We start from the raw sequence: 26,777 nt of genomic DNA, 5'->3' as shown, positions 1-26,777 counted from the left end.
TATGTTCTCATTCTTAAAAAATCATCCGTTTGCTGTTGAAGCATTTTTCGAAAGCTCCCTTGTATTCACGTACGCTATTCCTAAGGAACAAATTCAACCGCTCATCCCGGAATGCCTTGAGTTGGATACCCTCCACGATAAATGGGCTTTCATTGCAGTGGCCATGGTGCAAACAAAAGCATTGCGGCCAAGGGGCTTTCCGGAAATGTTTGGCAATAATTTTTTTTTGATCGGTTACCGCGTTTTTGTGCGATACACAAATAAGGCAGGCAAACGATTGAAAGGATTGTATATTCTCAAATCAGAAACCGACAAAAAGAAAATGGAGTTTTTTGGAAACATGTTTACTCATTATAATTATACAACAACAGACATTCATCAAAAAAATGAGCATGACATAAAGGAGATTTATTCTAATAGATCTGGATTTAAGATCCATATTGAAACTTCAGAAAGCGAACATGTTGCATTGCCTGCCGGTTCACCATTTATGGATTGGAAAGAAGCGCGACGATTTGCCGGTCCCTTGCCTTTTACGTTTACATATAATGCAACCACCAGGGAAGTGTTGATAATTGAAGGAGTTAGAGAAGACTGGAAGCCGATGCCGGTGAAAGTAATTGATTGCCATTTTTCTTTCATACAAAGTTTGAAACTAAAAGATGTTACACTGGCAAATGCCTTTGTCATCCACAATATTCCTTATTACTGGAGAAAAGGTAAAATTGAGCAATGGAAGTAGCCAGAAGAAAATTTCAGGGCGTTTTGAATATTTTGAGTTTCAACCGTCACTTTTATGTGATCGGCTTGGGAATCTTAACGGTATTAATAGAAGGTTATTTACTATTTGAATGGCCCTCTCTCATTTTTTGGCTCATAGTAATCGCTTTTCTGTATGGTTTAATAATACCATTGATAGTATCGACCTGGGTATATGATTTTTCTGGTTATTATACATTCCAGTGGTTACAAAAGCAGATCAGAGATAATGAACGGGTTGAACAGATCGTTAATATAAACGCCGGGTTCGATGAAACCAGTTTTATTATAAAAAACAGGTTTCCCGCATCGGACCTACAGGTATTTGACTTTTATAATGCTAAACAGCATACGGAACCGGCAATAAAAAGGGCGCGCAAAGTAAGTTTGATATATCCCAATACGAAACAAATAGCATCGAATTCAATTCCCGTAAAAGATAAAACAATTGATATTGTTTTTCTTTTGTCGGCGGTGCATGAAATAAGGTCCCAGGAGGAAAAAATATTGTTTTTAAAGGAATGTCATCGAATATGCAAAACTGGTGGTAAAGTGATTATGGTGGAACACCTGAGAGACTTCCCTAATTTCCTGGCTTTCTCAGTAGGCTTCACTCATTTTTTCTCCCGGGCTACCTGGAAAAATGCATTTGAGCGGGCGGGTTTTTCTTCTTTCCGGGAAACGAAATTCACACCATTTATGTCTGTTTTTAATTGTAGCCCTTAACCAATATATAATAGTAAAATGGAAATTCATCTCAAGATCATCGGAAGTTTATTGATAGCACTAGGCTTGCTTCATGTTTCTTTTCCAAGGTATTTTAATTGGAAGCAGGAGTTAAGTACATTGAGTATTATGAACCGGCAGATCATGTATGTTCATTCGTTTTTTATTGCGTTTGGAGTATTACTGATGGGGCTTTTATGTCTCTCGTCTTCAAACGAGCTTTTAAATACACCTTTGGGAAAGCGGGTTTCTTTAGGCATTGGCATATTTTGGGCTGCACGTTTATTGGTCCAATTCTTCGGATATTCTACAAAAGTTTGGCGGGGAAAATCATTTGAAACTACAGTGCACATTTTGTTTTCAATATTTTGGACTTATCTTACTACGATATTTATGTTAACTTATTTTTTATGATAAAAGGTCAGCCTATGCATAGGCAATTTGGGAAATTGGACATATCTCTGATGATGTAATTCAGGAAGTTAAAAATGTAATGGAGAAAGGAGCTTGCGTAAAAGCCTGGACTGTAAGTCATGGGGAAAAGCTGGGTAAGCAAAGACAAAAGGAACTGAATAAACTTTTGCATAAGATAACGGCTGTCAATCAAAAGGTAAGAAAGCCCAATATGTATAAGCTTATTGATAAATTCCTTTTTGAAAATTGGAGGTCTGAACTTAAAAGCAGTGAGCATTGCTTCAACGTTTGAAGAATTGACAAGAGAATTTAATGATTTGGAAATATGTATAAAAGCTTTTCAGGAGGAGGACTTTAAAATAGAAGGGCTTTTGGGAGCCCTTTGATAATAAATAAATGGAAACACAACATTTAACACTAGCAGTTAAGAATAAGGAAAATTTAAAAAAAGTCGCAAAAGTATTGCTGATTATTTTATTGATTTACATAGCTATACAATTGGCCACTTGCTTTCAAACCAGCTATCAGTTGGTAAGTCCTGTAATACCTAGAAGCGCTATATGGGATATAAACCAGCAATTGGTATTTAAGGCGCTTGTTTCAGTAATTGCAAGTGTTGTTGGACTTATACTTTATTTCTTCGACAAGTACTTACTGGTAATGATTTTAGTCGTACTTACAATAATAGCCAATCGATATATTTATATTTAACCGCGTAAAAATTATCACACTATGAATTTCCTAATCCGGCTATTTAGAAAATCAAAATCACAAATAACTTGTCCAAGATGCTTAGGTAAAGGGAGTGTAGATAAAGAAGATATTAAAAGACTAAATCAGGAATTGAAATGGAGGACGGGTCGCTGTGCTTATTGTATTGGCTCAGGAAGGGTAGACCCTGAAATGCTAACTAAAGTTCCTGTAGATACTACCTATTTGACAACAAATCTATCAAGATTGGAAAGAAAAAAATTAATAAATAATGATAGGGAGGCTATGAAGAGAGCGCAAGCTTATGATACAAAGATGAGCGATTTTATTAAGCAAATTATTCATCTTCACTTTACCGGAAAAATGGATGCAGAACAGATAGCAGAATTTTATCTGTTTCCCAAACCTGATCCTGGCTTCAAGAGCAGAAGATACCAAAAAGCAAAAGAAGAATTGATGGATTACATTAATAGAGCCATTGAGCTCAAGAAGAGCGATAAATTGAATTAAAAGAAGACCGCCTCGCCATGGCGCTCTTTCTATCCATTTGACATCTATCAAAAAACAAAAAATACCTGCATTAATTTATTAATACCACAATATTTTAAAGATAATGTTTATACCTTAGGGTCTGATTTGTATCCCATCAATACCACATCCAGCAAATAGCATTCAGATAATTCGCCCCCACTTTAATCCCCTTTATATTCTATCTGGCAACCCATTCTTCGTCCGTATTAGTGTCACAAAGGGACCATTTTAAGAAAGGGTGCACGAATTTCTCCAATCTCCTCATTAACATTGTTAAGCAAGTCTGCTTCTTTTCAAACAGGTACTGCTTCGTACTCTGTGTGTCATTTTATTGTGTGAATTAGAAATAGCATGTCATGTGCACGATGCCATGAAATGCTAAACGGAATTTTATTTGTCTGCCTGCAAAATCAATCGTGTATGGCAAAGGTTTCTTTTTGGAGAGGTCATGGCTTATTATACAATTGCAATGCTCTGCATGTGTGGCGAACTGATTTTGGGCGTGGCCGGGACCTTTTGTCCAATCTTCTATTCAATATATATTATCCTTTTTTTAAACCGTTTAAGGAATCCTGGTGGATAGTGATTCTGCATGCTCTGAATATCCACAGGGCACGTTCGCCAACTGTAAAGTGGTGCACCTCCTAAAACAACCAGGCGCTCCCCGCCATTTACTTCAGCAATTCATTTCATTATTACCTTCGCCGCATTAACCCCTCGTGGTTACAAAACGTCTCCTTTTCTACACTTTTAGTGAACGTTTAAACATATGCGGATGAAAGCAATCAATAGAATGAAACCTCTTTCCCGGTTGATATTGACAAGCGCAATAACGCTGGTAATGATAAATGCATGGGCGCAAGCTTCAACCCAACCCTCCCTGATCCCGTACCCAGCTTCTGTAACAATGGGGAAAGGTGAATTTGTAATTACACCTGGTACAGGAATCGTTTTTGACATCAAAGACGGTTTTGAAAACGCGTTGGCGGAATTATCTCGCCTTATTCCATCTGGTAAATCGTTACCGCGTCCATCAACTAAAGTGATCGAGCTGCAGAAAGATGCTGCTATCACATCGACCGAGGGATATCAAATTGCTATCACTGGGCAGAAAGTGCTACTGAAAGCCGGCAAACCGGCCGGTATGTTCCGCGCCGTACAAACACTTCGGCAACTGTTACCAATCGCAATCGAAAATAAGTCAACCGAAATACAAAGTTTGCGCTTGCCTGGTTTAACTATAACTGATGAACCCGCTTATGGTTGGCGGGGCGTACACCTCGATGTAGCCCGTCATTTTTTCAGCATTGCTTACCTCAAAAAGCTCATCGATGGCATGGCCCTGTACAAGCTCAACAAACTGCATCTTCACCTCACCGATGATCAGGGCTGGCGGGTAGAGATCAAAAAATACCCGGCGCTTACTGAAAAAGGGGCCTGGCGCACCTTCGATAAAAATGATTCCGCCTGTATGCGTAAACAGAAGGACGATCCCGATATGGCCATCGATCCTAAACGTATTGTTAAGCGCAATGGAAAAACCCTGTATGGCGGCTTTTATACGCAGCAGCAATTGAAAGACCTGGTTCAGTACGCGGCTGCGCGGTATATTGATATTATACCCGAAGTAGATATGCCTGGTCATATGATGGCGGCCATTCATGCTTTCCCCGATCTCTCCTGCGAAGGTGGCAGTCATTGGGGTGAATTGTTTTCTACCCCTATATGTCCCTGTAAGGAAAGCTCCTTTGAATTTGCACAGAACGTGTTTACCGAGATCATGGATATCTTTCCTTCTGAATACATTCACCTGGGGGCCGATGAAGTTGATCGCAAAAGCTGGGCGCAAAGCCCGCTTTGCAAGGAACTGATGGCGAAAGAAGGCCTGAAGAACACCGCAGAATTACAAAGCTATTTTGTGAAACGGATGGAAAAGTTCTTCCAATCAAAGGGCAGAAAGCTGATCGGTTGGGATGAGATCCTCGAAGGCGGTATCAGCCCCACGGCCAATGTCATGTACTGGCGTTCCTGGGTACCCGAAGCGCCGGTAACGGCTGCGCGTAATGGGAACAGGGTCATCATGAGTCCGGGTAACCCGTTGTATTTCGATAACCTGCCCGATGCGCATTCGCTTTCCAACATCTACCATTTTAAAGTGGTGCCGGAAAAGCTGACCGCTGAAGAGGCGAAATTCATCATCGGTGCACAGGCCAATTTATGGTCGGAACAGGTGCCTTCTGAAAACCGCGCCGATTATCTATACTTTCCGCGTCTTCTTGCGTTGGCAGAGAGGGTGTGGAGCGCTCACCTTGATTTTTCTTCATTCCAACAACGCCTGCCGGCGCATTATAACCGGTTGGAAGCGCTGCGTGTTCATTACCGCTTACCCGATCTGTCGGGTTTTGCTGAGCACAATGTATTTGTAAGCCAGGCCATCCTGGATATTAAAAAGCCGTTGCCCAACCTGGTCCTGCGCTATACTACGAATGGAAGCATTCCGGTTGCCACTTCGCCGGCATTGAGTAAACCGCTGGTGATCAAACAACCGGTCACTATTAAACTGGCTGCTTTTACCGCCAAAGGTTTGCGGGGAGAGATCTATACGCTCAATTATAAAAAAGAAACTTACCAGGAACCGGTAACGGTTGCCAATACCAAAGCAGGTTTGCAATGCAAATACTTTAAAAAATATTTTCTGAACACAGGTGGAATGAAAACCCTTCAGCCCGATAGCCAGTTCATTGCCCCCAATATCACGGTGCCTGCTTTTGTTTCGGCGCCTTCTTTTGGCTTGCAATACAGCGGTTATATTGATTTTCCCGAAACCGGTATTTACAGTTTTTACCTCTTGTGCGATGATGGTGGACGATTAATGATCGGTAATAAGGAAGTGGTTAATAACGATGGCCAACATGCGCCATTGGAGAAATCGGGGCAGGTGGCGCTGAAAAAAGGACTGCATCCTTTTCAATTGCATTTTATTGAAGGCGGTGGCGGTTTTACATTACAACTCAAATACAGCAAGGGAAGCGGTGAGCCGGTTCGTATTCCCGATAGCTTTTTTAGGCAGCAGTAGCAAAAAGGCGTGGCACGGTTCCAAACCGTGCCACGCCTCTAAATGCTAATATCTACAACTAAATCCCTGAAACTATTGCTCCAGTTTAATTTCGCCGATATCAGTTGCCTGACCATCAGTTATAGTAACACCGTCTTTGGCAGCGTTCTTATAAGGTGGTTTGGCTTCAATAATTACGCGATAAGTGCCAGCCTTGGCATCGGTAATTTCAAATGTTCCTTTATTAATTTCGGCTTTTAATGTGTCTGTAGACGATAAGGCCCACGCTCTAACTGCAGCATCAGCCGGATTCACTGTTCCTTTAATGGAACCCGTTCTAACAGCATTAAAAGCAAATAATCCGGCGGCAGCGAAAGCTAATGCTGCCATGCTCATCTTGGCATTCTTCATAACTCAACAAATTATAGGTTTAACAAAAATGGTTGCTTACACTTTTCTATACGCTTCAAATCTTCAGGCCTATAATAAGGTTCGTGATGAAAAATTTTATCACAGTAATCGAGTATGGATTGACAAGGACTATGCCAGAACAAACACCCAGGTATAAGAAAATATTTTAACATTTTTTGTACTGGCGGTGGCATAAAAAAAAATTTACAACCGTGTAGAATTTATTCAACAGCTACTGCAAATGATGATAATCTTTTACCTGATCTGCCGTTTAATAGTTAATAGTAGGGGGTATTTAGGCATTTACCGATAAAACTGGGGTGTATATCTATTTTTCAAAAGGAAAACCAACATTTTTTAAGGATATTACGTAGGTAATATCGCGTAAGCGGTACGAAACCAACTTTATGATGAGAAAAAATTTTCAAACCCTGGTAGCCTGTTTTGTGTGTATGTTAGGAAGTGTAGTCGTAGTCAGGGCGCAAGATAGATGCGGGTCTATGGAGGTGTTAAAGAATACCTTTAAAAAAAATCCTGCCCTGCAGGCGCGTTTTGAAGCGCAAACGCAAAATATGCGGCAGGCTATTAATCAAAGAAAAGCCCAATTACAACAGCTTCGTACGGAGGCAACCACTATTTATATTCCAATTGTTTTTCATATTGTATTGACCAATCCATCGGTGGTCACCGACGCGCAGATCCAGAACCAGGTAGAACAGATGAATAAAGACTTTGCCGGCCTGAACGCGGATTCAACCCTTATTCCTGCAGCCTTTAAACCATTGTTTGCCAAAACGAATATCCAGTTTAGAATGGCGCAGCGAACGCCCAACAACGAGCCTGCCACCGGCATTGAGCGCACCACCACTACCCATGCTTCATTCAATATAAACGATAACAGCGTTAAATACGCTTCTTTAGGCGGCGCTGACGCCTGGGACAATAAACGGTTCTTTAATGTATGGATCACCGACCTGTCGAATGGTTACCTGGGCTATGCCACCTTTCCCGGAAGCGGCCCGGATGCAGAAGATGGAGTAGTGATCAAATACACCAGTTTACCCGGCGGATCCGCGCCTTATAATAAAGGCCGCACCCTGGTGCACGAAACCGGCCATTTCTTTTACCTGTATCACATCTGGGGCGATGAAAATGGTTGTTCGGGCACCGACTTTATAGATGATACGCCCAACCAGGGTACGTTTACCTCCGGTTGTCCCAGTGGTGCGGTAAGAACCGATGCCTGTACCGCCACCGCACCCGGCATCATGTACCAGAATTTCATGGATTATACCGATGATGCCTGTATGGTGATGTACACGCTTGATCAGCAGGAGCGCATGGAAACTTCTTTGAGCCTGTACCGCGCTTCGTTGATGACGTCTAATGGCGCTGATCCTGTGCTTGCTTTCAACCTCGATGCAGCGGCAAAAAGCATTAATACGCCATTACAGCGTATTTGCAACCCTTCCTTCACACCGGTTATTACGTTACGGAATAGAGGCGCTCAAACATTGACGGCAGTCACTATTACAGCAAGTATTGACAACGGTGCTGTTACTTCTACTACTCAATGGACGGGATCGCTGGCTTCTTTAGCGGAAACCGCGGTTACGTTGAACGCCCTTACCGTTCCTGCCGAAGGCACGCATGTGTTGAACATCCTGGTGTCATCGCCCAATGGCAGCACAGATGAGAATACTGCCAATGATGCCATTACATTAATATTCCAATATTATTTGCCAATTGCACCGCCTATAGCGCAAAGTTTTGAAAATGCCACTTTCCCGCCGGTTGGCTGGGATGTTGTTAATCCCGATCTCAATATAACCTGGGAAAGGACCCTCGGGGCTGCTAAAACCGGAAGTGCGGCTGTTGTTATGCGTAACTTCGATTACCAGACCACTGGACAGAAAGATTACATTCGCCTGCCGGTAATGAATATTACCAGCGCCGATTCAGCATTCATGACCTTCCAGGTAGCGGCCGCGGTAGCAAGCAATCCCACCGGTACCGGTACTGCATTCGATACCCTGGAGGTGCTGATCAGTAAAGATTGTGGCGCCACTTATACCAGCCTGTATAAGAAATGGGGTAGTTCGCTGATCACACGCAGCACGGCAACCACTGAATTTTTTGACCCTACATCGGGCGAATGGCGCAAAGATTCGGTTAACCTTACGCCGTATATTAATGGCGGACCTGTTTTACTGGCCTTTGCCAATACCAACGAAAACGAGAACAATATTTATCTCGACGATATTAATGTATACAGCTTAACGGTAAACGCCAACCTTAAGACAAAAGGATTCATGATAACGCCCAACCCAACAACGGGCAAAATAGCAGTACAATTCTATCCGAACCCTCCACTTGTAAAAGGAATCAATATTTTCAGCAGCAATGGAAAATTGGTGGCTTCAAAACAAGTGAATGGCGCCGGCAGCAGTTCCTATACTTTTGACCTAAGCCTGTTCAGCAGCGGCGTATATGTTGTACAGGTAATTTTGGGAGATAAGGTTATTACACAAAAAGTGATTAAAAGATAGGGTAGTTTGTGGTTTATAGTTTGTGGTTGCTACCGCACTTTAAAGAGTTTTATTTTCTTTAAGCATTCTGTATTGCTTGCAGCTTGCAGCTTTTCACTTAATAATCATTTTTCCATTTTCCAAATAAGCAGCTTTAGTAATACACGCCGGCAAATCTTTACTATAATGGCTTACATAAAGCAGGGTAGTATTAAAAGTTTCGCAAAGCTGGTTGATGAGCGTTTTAAAATAGCTGATCTGCTCATCATCTAACCCCTGGCAAGGTTCATCAAGTATTAATAAAGGCGGGTTCTTTACCAGCGCCCTCGCCAGCAATACCATGCGCTGCTGCCCCAGAGACAATTGAAAAAGCGGCCGGCGTTGAACATTTTCTAATTGCAGCAATTGTATCCAGGCCTGTACCTGTTCCTGTTGTTCGGTAGAAATTATTCTGAACAACCCAATGGTGTCGAACAATCCCGAAGCAATAACATCAAAGCAGGAAGTGCCCCGGTCAAAATAAAGATGTAGCTCGGGCGATACAAAACCAATCCGGCGTTTAATATCCCAGATGCTTTCGCCGCTGCCGCGCCGCTGGTCGAATAAATACAGCTCATTGGCATAAGCCTGCGGGTTGTCGGCCGTTACGAGGCTCAGCAGGGTGCTTTTACCCGCGCCATTTGGACCCGATACACTCCAGCATTCGCCTTTTTTTACTTCCCAGTTAATGTTGTGCAGAATTGTTTTTTCTCCATACTTAATGCACACGTTCACCATTTTTACCGCAGCGGTAAAATGATTATTGTCGCCAGCCGCTTTTAGTTTTTTAATGGTTTCTGCAGGCAGGGCCGGGTTAAGCACCGATGCAAACAATTGCGCTTCCTCTTTTTTACCGGCTTTAACCAGGCGGCCATTTTCCAGCACGGCCACATGGGTAATGCAGGCCGGCAATTCCTGTGGCGGCGTAATCAGGATGATGGAAATACCGCTGGCAACAATGGTGTCTATGATGCGATGCAGGGTTTGCCGGCCCTCTACGTCCAATCCCGTAAACGGGTTATCCATAATAAGCACGGCCGGGTCAAGGAACAGGGCTTTGGCCAGTTGCAGGCGTTTGTTTTCACCGTTCGATAGCTGTATCAACGGTTCGTCAAGCACATGCGTAAGGTGCAATTGTTCTATCCAGGTACTGGCGGGCGACTTATCTATAAGCGGCTGCAATGCCTCCTGCACCGTGATCGTGTCTTCCGCATCGGCCGAATTATAGCGCTGCTGATAATAGAAATCGCTGGTATTTGAGCGGTTTTTGAAATGGTGCTGCTGTTCAATCAGCAGGAGGCGGTTGGCATGCAGATGATTGGGCAGATGGAACGCTACCGTACCGCTGTGAAATACTTTTCCGGTCAGGGCATGGGCCAGGGTAGTTTTGCCGCTGCCCGATTTGCCCACCACGGCCCATTGTTCGCCGGGTTGAATGGTTAGATTAATATCTTTTAATATATCAATGCCATTAATAATCACCGAAACATCGGTCAGTTGGGCCAGTGGTGTACTCATAAAATGAAATATATGCGGAAAATCAGTCTGCAACTTAGCTGGTTAATTTGAAATAATAACTGTTTAAAGCCTTGAAAATGATGGGATGGTGAGAGAACCCTGGCCCGTTTCCCGGGAAATGCAAAGCAAATTGGCTGCTGATCCCTGGTTATCAGCATGATTTTTTTTTTCTTTATGAAAAGAAGAGGGATAGCTTATAGGGGAATAAAGTAGTTGAGCCTTTTTTAAGCCATGAACTTGTCAACTTTTAACCCTGTTAACTGCTCAATTTTTTTAATTTTCCACATTAGTTAATAACTCTGTAAAAAAACGGTTGCCGTCATTTGGCTATATTTGCCCGTTCAGGCGTTTTTGGTGTACGATTTGCATCAAAGCGGCCCGGCGGCATATTTTCGTTCAATATTTTGTGACACTAATTGTGTATGTAAGAAAGATTGTATTGCAAATGGTTGTTATACAGATTGATATAGGTATGCCGGGTAGCTTTCCGAACCCTGAAGTGAGTGACACAACCGGTGATGATAGTAGTGCAAAAGCCGGCCAATTAACAAAAAATGAAAAATGAATGGGGTGAAGCGCAGTAGATCGGCTTTTTGAAAATTGCCAATTGCTTGCTCATTGCCAATTGATTATCACCATTCACCAATAACTAAGAACCTAGAAATAAGAAGAATCCGTATAAAACATGGCAAAGGAAAAAAACAACGACTTGTTTGATTATACCGAAGACTCGATTAAATCGCTCGATTGGCGGGAACACATTCGCCTGCGTCCAGGTATGTATATCGGTAAGCTGGGCGATGGCTCCAGTCCCGATGACGGTATTTACGTGTTGATCAAAGAGGTGATCGATAACTGTATAGACGAGTATACCATGGGTTATGGTAAGCAGGTAGATATTACCATAAACGAAAAATCGGTTACCATCCGCGATTACGGTCGCGGTATCCCGTTGGGTAAAGTGGTGGAAGTAGTGAGCAAGATCAATACCGGCGCCAAATACGACAGCAAGGCATTCCAAAAAAGCGTGGGTTTGAACGGGGTAGGTACCAAAGCAGTGAATGCCCTGAGTACCTATTTTAAAGTGACTGCTTTTAGGGAAGGCAAGGAAAAATCAGCCGAATTCGAACGCGGCGTGCTTACAAAAGACCATAAAGAGAATAAAACCTCAGAAAGCAACGGTACGCTGGTTACTTTCATTCCCGACGATACGGTATTCAAGAACTTCCATTACATTACTGAATACCTCGACAGCCAGATCTGGAATTACTGTTACCTCAATGCGGGGCTGGTTATTAATTTCAACGGGAAGAAGTACGTTAGTAAGAACGGTTTGCTCGACCTGCTGCAGCGTAAAACCAATGAGGACGAGCTGCGCTACCCGATCATTCACCTCAAGGGCGAAGACATTGAAGTGGCCCTCACGCACGAGAACCAGTATGGTGAAGAATATTACTCATTCGTAAACGGTCAGTACACCACACAGGGTGGTACCCACCTGGCGGCATTTCGCGAGGCAGTGGTAAAGACCATACGTGATTTTTATAAAAAAGATTACGATGCGGCCGACATTCGGGCAAGCATCTGCGCCGCTGTTTCGGTGCGCGTACAGGAACCCGTGTTTGAATCGCAAACAAAAACAAAGCTGGGTTCACAGGTAGTGTATGAAGGCGGTCCCTCCATGCGCAACTTCGTAGGTGATTTCATGTCGAAAGAACTGGATAATTACCTGCACCGTAACCCAACCATTGCAGATGCAATGAAGAAGCGGATTGAGCAAAGCGAACGCGAGCGGAAGGAACTGGCAGGTATTAAAAAACTGGCCAATGAGCGCGCGAAGAAAGCCAACCTGCACAACCGCAAATTGCGCGATTGTCGTTACCACCTGAACGACGAGCCCACAGGACGCGATAAAGAATCGATCGTAGAGAAAGCGAAAGAAAGCACCATTTTCATTACCGAGGGCGATTCGGCCAGTGGATCTATCACTAAATCGCGCAATGTAGAAACGCAGGCGGTATTCAGTTTGCGCGGTAAGCCATTGAACTGTTTTGCACTCACTAAAAAAGTGGTGTACGAAAATGAAGAGTTCAACCTGTTGCAGCACGCATTGAATATTGAAGAAGGGTACGAAGGACTGCGCTATAATAACATTGTTATTGCAACCGATGCCGATGTGGATGGTATGCACATTCGCCTGTTGATGATGACCTTCTTCTTACAGTTCTTCCCCGACCTGGTGAAGAATGGTCACGTTTACATTCTGGAAACGCCGTTGTTCCGTGTACGTGATAAAAAACAGACATTCTATTGCTACGACGAAGCGGAAAAACAGGCGGCCATTAAAAAACTGGGCGGCAAACCAGAGATCACCCGCTTTAAAGGATTGGGTGAAATTTCTCCGGAAGAGTTTGCGCGGTTTATTGGTCCGGAAATGCGCAAGCAACCGGTTATTATTGAACAAGGTGAGCACGTACAGCAATTGCTGGAATACTATATGGGTAAAAACACCCAGGAGCGCCAGGAGTTTATTATCGATAACCTGCGGGTAGAGCTGGATCTGGTTGAAGAGGATACAAAGAAATGAGTCAATTTGAAAATTTGAAGATTTGAAAATGAAATACAATCAGCTTAAAGGCATTTTCGAATTTTCAAATTATTGGCTTCGTAAAAGGCATTTTCAATCACATTTTCAAATTTTCAAATTAAATGATCCATATTGTTTTTAACGCCCCCGATGTAGAAGTCCTGAAAAAAGCCATTGAGCTGGATGAAACATTACAGGGCGACGTGATCCAGATAAAAGACGATTATGCGGTTGGTCCCATAAAAGATATATACACCACCGAAGGCATAGAAGCCCGCAGGCAATGGTGGCGCGAAGTGCTGGCCGGTGGCGATTATGACGGAAAAGTAGATACAGGTGATGTGGATGATATGAAAACCGTCGTTGACTTAATAGTACGGCTGGCCCATAATCCCGATGAGATCGTGTACATCTGGGCGGCCCAGAACAAGCACGACGTAAGCGGTTATTACTGGCTAATGAGCCAGTTGAAAGATTTTCAGGGAAGATTGCATATTCTGTATTTGAACAACCTGCCCTTCATCAATGAAAAAGGATTGATCTTTTATCCCGAATGGTTAAGCCAGATCCCGCCTAAAGAATTCCTGAAGGCAAAGAAACTGGCCCGTCCCATTACCCTGAGTGAATTTGAAGTAGACCCTGATGAGTGGACACGCCTGCAAAACGAAGAAAAAGGCGTTCGCCTGCTGGAAGGGGGAAAGAAACTGGGACAAAAGGATTATGATTTTTATGATGAGGACCTGAAGAAATACATTACCAGTGATTGGCAAAAAGCCAGCAAGATCATTCATAATTTCCTGCATAAGAACAAACAAACTACCGGCGATGCCTATATTTTGTGGCGACTGAAAAATTTGTTGACCGCTGGCAGTTACGATGTGCAGGGTGAATTAAAAGGGATGAAAGATTTTGAAGTAAAAGGCAAATCGGCACAGGCGGCAGCTGTAACAGAAGAAACACCGCAGTAGAAATGAGAAATAAGAATAAGAAAGGCCTTGAACGCGGCAGCAACCAAAAACTAAAAACAAGAAACGAGAAACTATAAGATGGCAAAAAGCAAAGAAAATAGTTTTTTACAACAACACAACGACTCCGGGGTAACCGGCCAGTATAAAACCTGGTTCCTGGATTATGCTTCGTATGTAATCCTTGAAAGAGCCGTGCCTGCTGTTGAAGACGGATTGAAACCCGTACAACGCCGGATCCTCTATGCTATGAAAGAAATGGATGATGGCCGTTTTAACAAAGTGGCCAACATCATCGGGCAGAGTATGCAATACCATCCCCATGGCGACGCCAGTATCGGGGATGCGTTGGTGAACATGGGACAAAAAGACCTGCTGATTGAAACGCAGGGTAACTGGGGTGATGTGCGTACAGGCGACGATGCTGCTGCTCCTCGTTACATTGAAGCAAGGCTGAGCCGCTTTGCGCTGGAAGTAGCCTTTAATGCCAAAACCACCGAATGGGCACTGAGCTACGACGGTCGTAAGAACGAACCGGTAACGCTGCCCATGAAGTTCCCGTTATTGCTGGCGCATGGCGCCGAGGGAATTGCGGTTGGGTTGGCCACTAAAATATTACCACACAATTTTTGCGAGATCATAGAAGCCGCAATAAAATACCTGCGGGGAAAGAAATTCGAACTCTATCCCGATTTCCAAACCGCCGGTATGATCGACGTTACCAATTACAATGAAGGTAAGCGCGGCGGAAAAGTGCGGGTGCGGGCGCATATTGAAGAGGTTGATAAAAAAACACTGGCTATACGCGACGTGCCATATGGTGTAACAACGGCCCAATTGATGGATTCCATTGTTAAAGCCAATGACCAGGGTAAGATCAAGATCAAGAAGGTAACCGATAACACAGCTGCTGAAGTGGAAGTGCTGATCGATCTGGCGCCGGGCATTTCTCCCGACATCACCATCGATGCCCTGTATGCGTTCACTGATTGCGAAGTAAGCATTTCGCCCAACGCATGCGTGATCGTAGAACAAAAGCCGACGTTCATTAGCGTACATGAACTGCTGCGCATTTCAGCCGAAAGCACCAAGGAACTGCTTAAACGCGAACTGGAAATAAAGCTGGCTGAACTGCAGGAAAAATGGCATTACACCTCGCTGGAAAAGATCTTCTTCGAAGAAAAGATCTATAAAGAGCTTGAAAAGAAATATGCTACCTGGGAAAAAGTGCTGGATGGCATTACCGAAGCTTTCAAGCCATATCGCAAACAACTTCGGCGCGATATTACCCGCGAAGACATTGTGAAGCTTACCGAGAAGCCGGTACGCCGCATTTACAAGCTCGATATAGAAGAACTGAACGATCAGATAAAAGCGCTTGATAAAGATATTAAGCAGGTAAAATACGACCTCAATAACCTGGTTGATTTTGCCGTTGCTTATTACGAAGGATTATTGCAGAAATACGGCAAGGGCCGGGAGCGCAAAACCGAGATCAAACTGTTTGAGGCCATTCAGGCCAAACAGGTGGCCATTGCTAACACCAAGCTGTATGTGAACCGCGCCGATGGTTTCATTGGCAGCGGTTTGAAGAAAGATGAATTCGTTGTGGATTGTTCTTCGCTCGATGATATCATTGCTTTCACCCGTTCAGGTAAAATGAAAGTGGTGAAAGTATCTGAAAAAGCGTTCATCGGCAAGGATATCATCCACGTAGCCGTGTTCCAAAAGAACGACGAGCGAACTACATACAACATGATGTATGTAGATAACAAAACCGGTATAACCTACGCAAAACGCTTTAACGTAACCGGTATTACGCGCGATAAAGAATACGACCTTACCAACAAAGGTTCTGAGAAAACCAAAGTGCATTACTTCAGTGCCAACCCGAATGGGGAAGCGGAAGTAGTAAGAGTTATATTGGACCCTAACAGTACGGCGCGTAAAAAAGAGTTTGATTTTTATTTTGAAGAGCTGGAGATCAAGGCCCGTAGCAGTATGGGTAACCAGGTAACCAAGTTCAGGATCAAATCAGTTAAGTTCAAAGAGGCCGGCAAATCGACCCTCGGTGGTAAAAAGCTGTGGTTCGATGATCAGTTCGGTCGCCTGAATACCGAATCGAAAGGGGAGTACCTGGGCAGTTTCCAGCCTGAAGACAAAATACTGGTTGTTTACCACGATGGTAATTACGAGATCACCGACCAGGAACTGACGCAGAAGTTTGATGTAGATAATGTGATCGAGATCGAAAAATTTGACCCAGAGAAGATCGTTACTGCCATTTACCTGGATAATGATAAACAGCAGTTCAACGTAAAACGGTTCAAGATCGAAACAACCACCCTGCGCAACAAGTTCATGCTGATAAAAGAGGGTGATGGTAACTTCCTGGAAGCCGTGACCACGCATCCGGAGCCTATCATTCAAATAAAAGCAGGCCGTGGCGCCCAGGCCCGTACCCAGAAGATCAAGATCTATGATTTTGTGGAAGTGATGGGTTGGAAAGCGGTTGGTAATAAACTGACCGACTTTAGCAAGAGTACCGAATTTGAGTGGGTGATGAAAGAGCAGAAAGAAGACCCGGAGCAACCGGAATTGTTTTAGATTGTTTTAGATGGTTAGATTGTTAGATGGTTGCGATCTCCGATTGTTCGGAATTACTTCTTTTTATCAGGCATTCAGAATTTCCTGAGGCACAACAATCAAACAATTAAACAATCAAGCCATATAAAATAGTACATATATAAAAAAAGCTCCGGCAATAACCGGAGCTTTTTATTGGCGATAAGTTAGATAATATGCGATTCGCTAATGTCGCGATATTCGTTTCTTGATTCTCACCGTCGCATTTTGCGTGTAGGTACTGGATAGAAATACTTCAAATCTTGAAATACCATCTGTAACAACCATCAATGCGGTGTTAGGCGGTATCTTACCCAGGTTCTCCGCAAACAGGCTCACCTCGTTTACATCTTTACTGTTATCGAGTGTAAGGTAAATATTCGTTGCGCGGGCGGTGAGCTCCTGGTGGGTAATTACCGGTTTACCATTCAGGAAAACGGTAACGGTATCGCCATCAATTTCCCCATTGTCGTACAGGCTCACGCGAATAGAATCACTGCCAATTTCCAGGTCTTTGGTGTAGATGATCTTTCTGCGGGAGAATTGCGCTACCAGGTTACGCTCGTTGTAGGCAATGGCGCTGTCGGTTATCTTTGAAGGGGCAATTACCGAAGAAGTGGGACTTCCGTTTGCAACAGGCGTATTGGCTTTTACAACAACATCTTCCCGTTGCGGCATCCAGAACCGTTTACCTACGATGCTGTTGCTCAGCATACTGTCGAGGTTTTTGGTAGATACGTCCATTGTGAAATTTACCCGCATTTCGGGGCAGGTATATTTGTATTTTTCAATGGTTAAGAATGATCCGTTCATGGAGCTTTTAACCTGGCTTACCCGCAAAGTGCCTTCAAAATCCATCATGCATTCTGCCCCGTTCTGTGTTTCTCTGGACCGATAGAACAACATGGGCAAATTTTTAATGCTAACAGACCTGGTTTCCTTGTTATAGGTACCCCGAACAAAAAAGCTTTGGTAGGTATCTTTAAAGTAATAGCCAAAAACGCCTTCTATTTCGCTGCCTCTTTGTTTTAGGACCATTTCGGTAAGATAGTTATTGGCAATGCCTTGCACCACCACATCTGCCTTACCATACCAGGAACCCGATATAGATTGGGAAAATGCAAACCTTCCGGTTAACAAGAAAGAGAGAACTAAAATAATGCGTAGCATATGTTAATTTAAGTAGAAAAATCAAGCCATGCAATAAATTGCAAAATTTCTAATACGAACTGAGCCTGCTAAGCTTATACATGTTGGTTTAACGCTTAACAATTTTCTGAACGGCCTATGGCTTGTTTTTGGGTGGGTGTTTTTCAAACGGATATTGTAAGGGTAGGATACGATGCTTATCCACAAAAGTATATCGCAGTTTTCAATTCTCAGAGTAATTGGCAAACTCTGTGGAAAATAAATTTTTATAATGGATAAGTGCGTTGGTAATTGGTAAAAATCAGGGAAAACGGACGTGTTTTTACGAGTTGGCTGTTGGGGTAAAAGTGAAAACGGTCAATAGGAATGATCTGTTCCGGTTTCCGGTTGCCATGACCTAAGTTTCAGCAATCTTACCAACAGTCAGGTTGTTCTTGTTTTCGGCCCGGTAACTGGTATCTGGTAACCTGTAACTTTGTTAACTCGTCAAGCCTGTCAACTTTTCAACTTACTTCAGGTACCTTTTCATCTCCCTTTCCGTGTCCCGCGCTTTGATGGTTTCCCGCTTATCATACTGCTTCTTACCTTTTCCCAACCCGATCTCCAGTTTTATATAACCTTTTTCATTAAAGAAAATGCGCAGCGGAACAATAGAATAGCCTTTCTCTTTTATTTTGGCCTCCATTTTTCGCAACTCCCTTTTCTGCAGCAGTAATTTTCTTTCCCGTACGGGGTCGTGGTTATTGACCGTACCATGCGAATATTCAGCAATATGCAGGCTTTTGATCCATAATTCGCCCTTATTAAAGTAACAATAGCTGTCGTTAAAGCTGGCGCGCCCGTCACGCAGTGATTTCACTTCAGTTCCTACCAATACCATACCCGCATCGTATTTATCTTCGATGGAATAATCGTGAAAAGCCGAGCGGTTCCTAATGTCTGCCATGAAGAGATTGCGGAATTTAGCGATTTAGAGATTTTGAGATTTTTCGGAAAGTTCAAAACTGATGAAATCCCAAAATCTCAAAATCCCGAAATCAGAAATTGTTTCCTATTATTAGTTCTTAAACAAAGATAATACCGTAGCCAGTTTCTCTTTTAGCTCTTTCCGCGGAACAATGAAGTCGAGGAAGCCGTGTTCCAGCAGGAATTCGCTTCGCTGAAATCCTTCGGGCAGGTCTTTTTTGATAGTTTCCTTAATTACACGTGGGCCGGCAAAACCGATCAGGGCGCCTGGTTCGGCAATATTCAGATCGCCCAGCATGCCGAACGATGCCGAAATACCACCAAACGATGGATCGGTTTGCAAAGAGATATAAGGAATTTTTGCATCTGTTAACTGTGATAATTTACCCGAAACCTTGGCCAACTGCATCAAAGAGAAGGCGCTTTCCATCATCCGGGCGCCGCCTGATTTACAAATGATCATCAGGGGTATTTTTTCTTCCAGACAAACATCAATAGCGCGGGCTATCCGTTCACCCATTACACTGCCCAGGGAACCACCGATAAATTCAAAATCCATACACCCAATCATCAGGTCCAAACCTTTTATGGATCCTTTTCCTATACGAATAGAATCGGTGATATCGGTTTTAGACCAGATCTCATCGAGGCGTTTCCCATACGACTTCAGATCGGTAAAGTGTAAGAAATCCTTGGAACGGATGTTCTCAAACAATACGTCGTATTTATTATCGTCAAAAAGAATTTCAAAATATTCGGCGCTGCCAATGCGGTGGTGGTGATTACATTTGGGACAAACGAATAAACTTTCCCGCAGCTCGGTCATGGTACATATATAACCACACTCGGGGCATTTGCTCCATAAACCTTCCGGCGTTTCTTTTTTTTCTGCGGTACTGGTAAGGATGCCTTTCTTAATGCGTTTGAACCAGCTTCTTTTGGCTTCTTCACCCTGACCATCTTCACCAGCTAAGTTGGCTTCAAAATCCTCTTCCTGTTTCATTAAGTAGATTTAAAGGGGCTAAAGATAGGGATTTTAACAAAATGAGTCCGAAACTCAATTGATTACACCACCAGAACGTACAAAGTTGTGAAGTATTTTATAGGATGCAGAAATCATTATTCGGGGTTATTGGGCTAATTTCCATCCCGCTTTTGCAGGAAAATTTTAACAGGGTGTTGATTTTTAACCTTGCTGCTTTAAATTTGCGCCAAATTTAAGGGCTGGCCTCAGCCATTAAATTTCAAAAGCTCTTTGTTCGTTTAACCTATCTTATGCTACAGGTGTGCGATTATACTCCATCAAAAAAGTATAATAATACCTGGGCCCTTAAAAAATTTTTCAGATGAATTGCCATGGCAAAATTTCATTATAGTATAAAGGGCAATGAAATTTTGTTGGGCAAGATCACTGTTTGCTGGCAGGTATACAGTGTGGTCTTTAATTGCACTTAATTCATTTTTGCATGAAATGGTCTGAGTTCTTCACGTCTTCGGTAGGTAAAAAGTTAGTAATGGCATTTACCGGCTTGTTCCTGATCACCTTTCTGATCGTTCACGTAGGGATCAATGCCTGCATTTTTGCTGACATGGTTGATGACAGCGACAACGGTGAAATGTTTAACAAAGCCGCTCATTTTATGGGAGCGTCTTATGTGATCCGTTTAATGGAAATCGGCCTCTTCATTGGAATTCTCGCTCACATCGTACAGGGATTTATGCTGGAAGCGCAAAACCGGTCGCGCCGGAAAAAAGGCTACGCAGTAAGCATGGGTAGCCAGGGAAGCGCCTGGTATAAAAAATCAATGGGCTTACTGGGCACATTGATCTTACTCTTCCTCATCGTTCACATTTCACATTTCTGGGTTCCTTCCCGCATCACTTATGAAACAACATTAAACGAAGTATCTTACAATGGCCGTGAGATGCATAATGTATTCAGCAAAATGGTTGATGTGTTTCAGAATCCTGTGGTAGTTTTAATATATCTGCTCGGTTGTTTTTCACTGGCCTGGCACCTGCTGCATGGTTTCCAGAGTTCTTTCAGAACGGTGGGTGTGCACAATAAAAAGTGGCTGGCACTGATAAATAGCGTGGGCGTAGGTTTTTCGATCATTGTTCCTTTGATCTTTGCATTAATGCCCCTTAGTATTTATTTTGGTTGGGTTACTAAATAACAACCACTTCTTTACCTCCCGTCCCCCAAAAACTATCGGGATCGGGATACATTCACGAAATTTATAAAATAAGAAACTTTCGATATGCTTAATTCAAGAATTCCCGCAGGGCAGTTAGATCTGAAGTGGACCGATTATAAGGGACATTGCAAACTGGTAAACCCCGCTAATAAACGCAAGCTGGAAGTGATCATCGTGGGAACCGGACTGGCCGGCGCTTCTGCTGCAGCTTCATTAGGCGAGTTGGGATATAAAGTAAAAGCATTTTGTTTTCAGGATTCACCCCGTCGCGCGCACTCTATTGCCGCACAGGGTGGTATCAATGCTGCAAAGAATTATCAAAACGACGGCGACTCCGTTTTCCGTTTGTTCTACGATACTGTTAAAGGTGGCGACTACCGTGCCCGTGAGGCCAACGTACACCGCCTGGCTGAAGTGAGCGCAAATATTATTGACCAATGCGTGGCGCAAGGTGTTCCCTTCGCCCGTGAATATGGCGGCTTGCTCAGCAACCGCTCATTCGGTGGTACACAGGTACAACGCACTTTCTATGCTGCGGGTCAAACCGGTCAGCAGTTATTGATAGGCGCGTACCAGGCATTGGAGCGCCAGGTTGCCCTGGGTAATGTGGAAATGTACACCCGCCACGAGATGCTGGATGTAGTGTTGATCAGGGACAAAGACAAAAATGGAAATGAGATCGGTGAAGCCAAATGCCGTGGTATCGTTGTGCGCAACCTCATCACCGGCGAACTGGAACGCCATTTCGGACATGCCGTATTGTTATGTTCAGGCGGTTATGGCAACGTATTCTATTTAAGTACGAATGCCATGGGTAGCAATGTTACCGCTGCCTGGAAAGCACACCGCAAAGGCGCTTATTTTGGCAATCCCTGCTATACACAAATTCACCCCACCTGTATCCCGGTAAGCGGCGATCATCAATCTAAATTGACATTGATGTCGGAGTCGCTGCGTAACGACGGCCGTATATGGGTGCCGAAAAAGCAAGGCGATAACCGCAAACCAAGCGAAATACCTGAAGAAGAAAGAGATTATTATCTCGAAAGAAGATATCCCGCCTTCGGTAACCTGGTTCCACGCGACGTGGCCAGCCGGGCTGCCAAAGAGCGTTGCGATGCAGGTTACGGTGTAGGTTCATCAAAACAGGCAGTTTACCTCGATTACGCTGCCGCCATTGTACGCTATGGTAAAATAGAATGCGGCAAACTGGGCATCAACAATCCCTCTGCCGAGGTGATCCGCAAACATGGTGTTGAAGTAGTAAAAGAGAAATACGGTAACCTGTTCGATATGTATGAAAAGATTACCGGTGAAAACCCATACGAAGTGCCCATGCGTATTTATCCCGCGGTGCACTATACCATGGGTGGTTTGTGGGTTGATTATGAACTGATGACCACTGTGCCTGGTTTATATGCACTGGGCGAAGCCAACTTCAGCGATCACGGCGCTAACCGTTTGGGTGCGTCAGCGCTGATGCAGGGTTTGGCCGATGGTTACTTTGTAATTCCTTACACCATTGGTAATTACCTGGCCGATGAAATAGCCACCAAGCCTATTTCTTTAGATCATCCGGAATTTGTGGCCACTGAAAAAGCTGTACGCGATCGTATTGAAAAGCTGATGAGCATTAAAGGAACGCAATCTGTTGAAAGTTTCCATAAACGCCTGGGTAAGATCATGTGGGATAAATGTGGAATGGCCCGTAATGAAAAAGGGTTACAACAGGCTATCACAGAAATTCAACAACTGAAAAAAGAATTCTGGAGCGATGTGCGCATCCCCGGCGGTATTAATGAAATGAACCCTGAGCTCGACAAAGCCAACCGGGTTGCCGATTTTATTGAACTGGGCGAGTTGATGTGTAAAGATGCCTTGAACCGCAATGAAAGCTGTGGTGGTCACTTCCGCGAAGAATCGCAAACCGAAGACGGTGAAGCAAAACGCGATGATTCCAGATTCAGCTACGTATCGGCCTGGGAATTCAAAGGCGAAAGCGATTGGCAATTACACAAGGAAGAACTAAACTTTGAAGTGGCTAAGCCAACACAAAGAAGTTATAAATAATTTTAATAATTTGAAAATTTGAAAATGTGTTAATTTGAAAATGCTAATCAATTACCACAACAAATTTTCCAAATTATGAGAAACGATAAGGAAAATGTTATTGTAGAAAAAACTTTGCAGTTTTCTCTTTCAATAATAAAGTACTGTGAGTTCTTGAACAAGACAGAAAGTATATAATAGCAAAACAATTATTACGTTCTGCTACTTCAATAGGCGCAAATGTATTTGAAGCTCAAAATGGAGAGAGCAAAGCGGATTTTATTCATAAAATGAAGATTGCGGCTAAAGAAGCAAGCGAAACATTGTACTGGTTGATTTTGTGTGAAAAAAGTGAAAGCTATTATTTTGAATCAAAGTTGAAAATTGATCTGGAAGAGATCATTAAAATATTATCCCGGATCATTTCAACTTCAAAAAATCAGGTTGTCTGATTTTCAAATTTTCAAATTCTCAAATTTTCAAATAACACGTTAATAATGGAGCACTATACAATGAATCTTACCCTCAAAGTCTGGAGACAAAAGAGCAGTGGCGATAATGGCAGATTTGAGACGTACCAGGTAAGCGATATTTCCTCTGAAATGTCTTTTTTGGAAATGTTTGATGTGCTGAATGAGCGATTGATCAAAGAAGGAAAAGACCCTATTGCGTTTGACCACGATTGCCGCGAAGGTATTTGCGGTGCGTGCTCCATGTACATCAATGGCCGTCCGCACGGGCCCTGGCATGCCAATACCACCTGCCAGTTGCACATGCGCGCCTACAAAAATGGCGATACCATCGTAGTAGAACCCTGGCGCGCCAACAGCTTCCCGGTATTGAAAGACCTGGTAGTTGACCGTACCGCATTCGATCGTATTATACAAGCTGGTGGATATATTTCAGTAAACACCGGGAACCCCGTTGATGCCAACGCCATTCCCATTGAAAAAGACAAAGCCGATGCGGCTTTCGCGGCTGCTGCCTGCATTGGTTGCGGCGCCTGCGTAGCTGCCTGTAAGAACAGCTCGGCTATGTTGTTCCTTTCAGCCAAAGTATCGCACCTGGCATTGTTGCCACAGGGCGAACCCGAACGCAAATCACGCGTATTGAAAATGGTTGAAACAATGGATAAGGAAGGATTTGGTTCCTGCACCTTTACGGAAGCGTGCGAAGCCGTTTGTCCGAAAGAGATTTCAGTTACTAATATCTCCCGCCTCAATAAAGAATATATTGTTGCCGGTATGACTGAAGAAAAATAGTTTGTTTTAGTTGAAAGGTTAGTCCCGATGAAGTCGGGAGTAATAGGGTTGACAAGTTGATACGTTAATATGCCAACAAAGCATATTGACCTTAACTTATCAACCTTATTTTTTTCGCTAGTTACGGTGATCACCCATTGTCAAATTAATTCAGTAATTTATATTGAATTTTTAACCCCTCACCAATAGCATGGAATACAAAGTCCCATCCGGAGTAAGCATCGGTCATGTGCATTTGAAAGTGTCTGACCTCGATAAAGCGTTAGCGTTTTACCAGGGAATATTAGGCTTTGAAATTACGCAGCGGTACGGTGCACAGGCCGTGTTCATTTCAGCCGGCGGCTATCACCATCATATTGGACTGAATACCTGGTACAGTAAAAACGCGCCACCGGCGCCACAACGGGCCTGCGGGTTATTTCATACTGCCATCTTATATCCAACAAGAAGGGACCTGGCCATCGTTTTACAACGGTTACTGGATGCCGGATACCCGTTAACCGGTACGGCCGATCACGGGGTGAGTGAAGCCATTTACCTGGACGATCCTGATGGCAATGGCGTTGAACTGTATTACGACCGCCCTCGCGAACAATGGCCGCTCGATACAGAAGGAAACCTGCAAATGATGACCGAGCCGCTTAATGTGAATGAATTATTGAGCCTTATTTAATACACCCATACTTTTTAAACCATTATCTTATAAAATATGACCGGTCTGCAACGCAAAGATTTTTACTTACTGGCGTTTTTATTCCTGGTAGTGCTCCTGATCTTTTTTCCCCTTTTTTATACTGATTACATATACACAGATGAAGCAGTTCAACTCTGGCTTTACTGGCCGGGGAGCGACTTTAGTATGTTTGCCGCCCAGGGAAGATGGATCACGGAGCTGCTGATCGCAAAATCATTTAAAGCCATTAATACTATTCACGGAATAACGTATATCAGGATCTTCGGCCTGGCGATGTGGTTGGTTTGTTTACCTGTGTGGTACACAATTGTAAAACGCATTGCAGCCCGGGGACCCGGTTATGAATACCTGCCCTTTTTTACCTGTTTATACCTGGTGACCAGTTTACAGTTTTCAATAACAGTGCAATGGGCCTCTTGTATTGAATTACCGATCGCCAATACCGCCGGCTTATTATCGGGTGCTATTTTATACCTCGCTATCAGGGATAACGAAAAAAAGTGGTCGTTGCCGGTACCCGCCGGATTGGGCGCCGCGGTTGCCGGCCTGGTTTCATTGTCAACTTACCAAAGTGGGTTCGGCTGTTTCCTGGTGCCATTCTTATTTCATTATATCAGCGCCTACACCACCAGGAAAGAAGTGGTATTCGTAAAAGGGTTGGCTTTTTACTTTTTAATGTATGCGGTATATTTCGTGTTGTTTAAGGTTTGGGTAACGGTCAATCATGTTGCAAGCGATCCCCGTACGGGGTTTACAGCCGAGCCATTCGATAAATTACTATTCTTCTTCTCGCACCCGCTTAAAAGAGCTTTTTGGTTCAATATCATTATTGACGGAGATAACAAACTGGGGCGGGCTGCCTACAAGGTATTGCTGGTAGGCTGGATGTTGCTGGCTTTCATCCGCTTTGGAAAAGCGAAATGGCTGTCGGCCATAAAATACATTGTGGCGGTGCTGCTGGTTTTTATGATCTCCTATTTGCCATCATTGGTGGTAAAAGAGAGTTATTCTTCAAACAGGACGTTACTTGCCATTAACATGTGTGTATGGATCGTTTGTGCCGAAATGGTTTTGTATATCGTTAAAAGCATTCAGCTTCGCAGAATAGTGGCTTTTAGCGTTGCTACTGTATTGCTTATTTCGGGCTGGTATAACTTCAACAGGCAATTCCTGAAGCCAATTCACGAAGAATATATGGCTGTTAAAAACCACGTTCAACAACATTATAATAAAAACATCACCACCGTTTATTTTATAAAGCCAACGGAAGATGCGTTCAGCAGGAAACATCATTTGCAGATATCTATGGATGAATTTGGGGTTCCTTCAACCTTTTTTGAATGGGTGCCCGAACCCCTTATGCAGCAAATGGTAGCTGAAATAACCGGAGATCGCCAAACCGGTCAAAAACTTACTGTAAAATTCTGGCCCGATAAGGAAAGCTTCACCCAATCGGGCGAAGCTATTACAAACAAGGTTCTGGTATTGAACGTTCCGGAACTGATTGATCCTAAAATTTCAGCACATTAGAATAGCATTATTTTTCCCTGGTAAGTAAAAGAAATCCACTGCCTCCATAGGGGTTACAGC

Annotated in this window: 19 protein-coding genes; 14 read left to right on the top strand and 5 right to left on the bottom strand. The window is 43.4% G+C overall.

The features are described 5' to 3' along the window. The first annotated feature begins 1 nt into the window (after position 1). The 4 genes from FAM09_RS21555 (at position 2) to FAM09_RS21535 (ending at position 6,217) form a co-directional block, all read left to right on the top strand. Positions 2–742: a DUF2071 domain-containing protein gene (locus FAM09_RS21555; protein ID WP_136579218.1), complete on the top strand. Its 741-nt coding sequence runs from the start codon at positions 2–4 to the stop codon at positions 740–742. After that, positions 733–1,485, top strand: coding sequence for a class I SAM-dependent methyltransferase (locus tag FAM09_RS21550; protein ID WP_136579217.1), 753 nt, complete (start codon positions 733–735; stop codon positions 1,483–1,485). Before FAM09_RS21555 ends, FAM09_RS21550 begins: the two co-directional genes overlap by 10 nt. 1,146 nt (positions 1,486–2,631) lie before the next feature. Then, positions 2,632–3,120, top strand: coding sequence for a hypothetical protein (locus FAM09_RS21540; RefSeq protein WP_136579215.1), 489 nt, complete (start codon positions 2,632–2,634; stop codon positions 3,118–3,120). Positions 3,121–3,916: 796 nt separating this feature from the next. Next, positions 3,917–6,217: a family 20 glycosylhydrolase gene (locus FAM09_RS21535; protein ID WP_208025625.1), complete on the top strand. Its 2,301-nt coding sequence runs from the start codon at positions 3,917–3,919 to the stop codon at positions 6,215–6,217. 72 nt (positions 6,218–6,289) lie between these two features. On the opposite strand, the gene FAM09_RS21530 is transcribed toward FAM09_RS21535, so the two are convergent. Beyond that, positions 6,290–6,607: a peptidase associated/transthyretin-like domain-containing protein gene (locus tag FAM09_RS21530; protein WP_136579214.1), complete on the bottom strand. Its 318-nt coding sequence runs from the start codon at positions 6,605–6,607 to the stop codon at positions 6,290–6,292. A 407-nt stretch (positions 6,608–7,014) separates the two neighbouring features. On the opposite strand from FAM09_RS21530, the gene FAM09_RS21525 reads away from it, so the two are divergent. Then, entirely contained in the window at positions 7,015–9,156 is a 2,142-nt protein-coding gene (locus FAM09_RS21525) for a M43 family zinc metalloprotease (RefSeq protein ID WP_208025624.1), read from the top strand. A gap of 93 nt (positions 9,157–9,249) precedes the next feature. Here the strand turns inward: FAM09_RS21525 and FAM09_RS21520 are convergent, their stop codons facing one another. Further along, positions 9,250–10,692, bottom strand: coding sequence for an ATP-binding cassette domain-containing protein (locus tag FAM09_RS21520; RefSeq protein ID WP_136579213.1), 1,443 nt, complete (start codon positions 10,690–10,692; stop codon positions 9,250–9,252). 685 nt (positions 10,693–11,377) lie between these two features. Between FAM09_RS21520 and FAM09_RS21515 the strand changes: the two genes are divergently transcribed. The 3 genes from FAM09_RS21515 (at position 11,378) to FAM09_RS21505 (ending at position 16,851) form a co-directional block, all read left to right on the top strand. Further along, positions 11,378–13,279, top strand: a complete 1,902-nt coding sequence (locus FAM09_RS21515) for a DNA topoisomerase IV subunit B (RefSeq protein WP_136579212.1) — start codon at positions 11,378–11,380, stop codon at positions 13,277–13,279. A gap of 122 nt (positions 13,280–13,401) precedes the next feature. Then, positions 13,402–14,247, top strand: a complete 846-nt coding sequence (locus FAM09_RS21510; protein WP_136579211.1) for a DUF1835 domain-containing protein — start codon at positions 13,402–13,404, stop codon at positions 14,245–14,247. A 78-nt stretch (positions 14,248–14,325) separates the two neighbouring features. Further along, positions 14,326–16,851, top strand: a complete 2,526-nt coding sequence (locus FAM09_RS21505; protein ID WP_136579210.1) for a DNA gyrase/topoisomerase IV subunit A — start codon at positions 14,326–14,328, stop codon at positions 16,849–16,851. A gap of 204 nt (positions 16,852–17,055) precedes the next feature. Here the strand turns inward: FAM09_RS21505 and FAM09_RS21500 are convergent, their stop codons facing one another. From FAM09_RS21500 to accD, 3 genes are all read right to left on the bottom strand, one after another. Beyond that, the gene (locus tag FAM09_RS21500) at positions 17,056–18,039 is read right to left on the bottom strand and encodes a hypothetical protein (RefSeq protein ID WP_136579209.1); all 984 of its coding nucleotides are present in this window, start codon (positions 18,037–18,039) and stop codon (positions 17,056–17,058) included. A gap of 487 nt (positions 18,040–18,526) precedes the next feature. Then, complete coding sequence (gene smpB, locus FAM09_RS21495) at positions 18,527–18,964, bottom strand: SsrA-binding protein SmpB (RefSeq protein ID WP_136579208.1); 438 nt, start codon at positions 18,962–18,964, stop codon at positions 18,527–18,529. A 111-nt stretch (positions 18,965–19,075) separates the two neighbouring features. Then, complete coding sequence (gene accD / locus FAM09_RS21490; protein WP_136579207.1) at positions 19,076–19,987, bottom strand: acetyl-CoA carboxylase, carboxyltransferase subunit beta; 912 nt, start codon at positions 19,985–19,987, stop codon at positions 19,076–19,078. A 463-nt stretch (positions 19,988–20,450) separates the two neighbouring features. On the opposite strand from accD, the gene FAM09_RS21485 reads away from it, so the two are divergent. The 6 genes from FAM09_RS21485 (at position 20,451) to FAM09_RS21460 (ending at position 26,717) form a co-directional block, all read left to right on the top strand. After that, on the top strand, positions 20,451–21,161 hold the full coding sequence (locus tag FAM09_RS21485) for a succinate dehydrogenase cytochrome b subunit (protein ID WP_136579206.1): 711 nt from the start codon (positions 20,451–20,453) through the stop codon (positions 21,159–21,161). A gap of 84 nt (positions 21,162–21,245) precedes the next feature. After that, a complete protein-coding gene (locus FAM09_RS21480; RefSeq protein WP_136579205.1) occupies positions 21,246–23,252 on the top strand; it encodes a fumarate reductase/succinate dehydrogenase flavoprotein subunit in 2,007 nt (668 codons plus the stop codon). A gap of 173 nt (positions 23,253–23,425) precedes the next feature. After that, the gene (locus FAM09_RS31300; protein ID WP_317130700.1) at positions 23,426–23,683 is read left to right on the top strand and encodes a four helix bundle protein; all 258 of its coding nucleotides are present in this window, start codon (positions 23,426–23,428) and stop codon (positions 23,681–23,683) included. Positions 23,684–23,728: 45 nt separating this feature from the next. Further along, the gene (locus tag FAM09_RS21470) at positions 23,729–24,493 is read left to right on the top strand and encodes a succinate dehydrogenase/fumarate reductase iron-sulfur subunit (protein WP_136579204.1); all 765 of its coding nucleotides are present in this window, start codon (positions 23,729–23,731) and stop codon (positions 24,491–24,493) included. A 190-nt stretch (positions 24,494–24,683) separates the two neighbouring features. Then, complete coding sequence (locus tag FAM09_RS21465) at positions 24,684–25,166, top strand: VOC family protein (protein WP_136579203.1); 483 nt, start codon at positions 24,684–24,686, stop codon at positions 25,164–25,166. Between the two features lie 36 nt (positions 25,167–25,202). Continuing rightward, on the top strand, positions 25,203–26,717 hold the full coding sequence (locus tag FAM09_RS21460; protein WP_136579202.1) for a hypothetical protein: 1,515 nt from the start codon (positions 25,203–25,205) through the stop codon (positions 26,715–26,717). Positions 26,718–26,777: the final 60 nt, after the last annotated feature.

This window comes from Niastella caeni (genome assembly GCF_004834005.1).
GTDB lineage: Bacteria > Bacteroidota > Bacteroidia > Chitinophagales > Chitinophagaceae > Niastella > Niastella caeni.
This window is presented reverse-complemented; position numbering and strand designations above follow the sequence as displayed.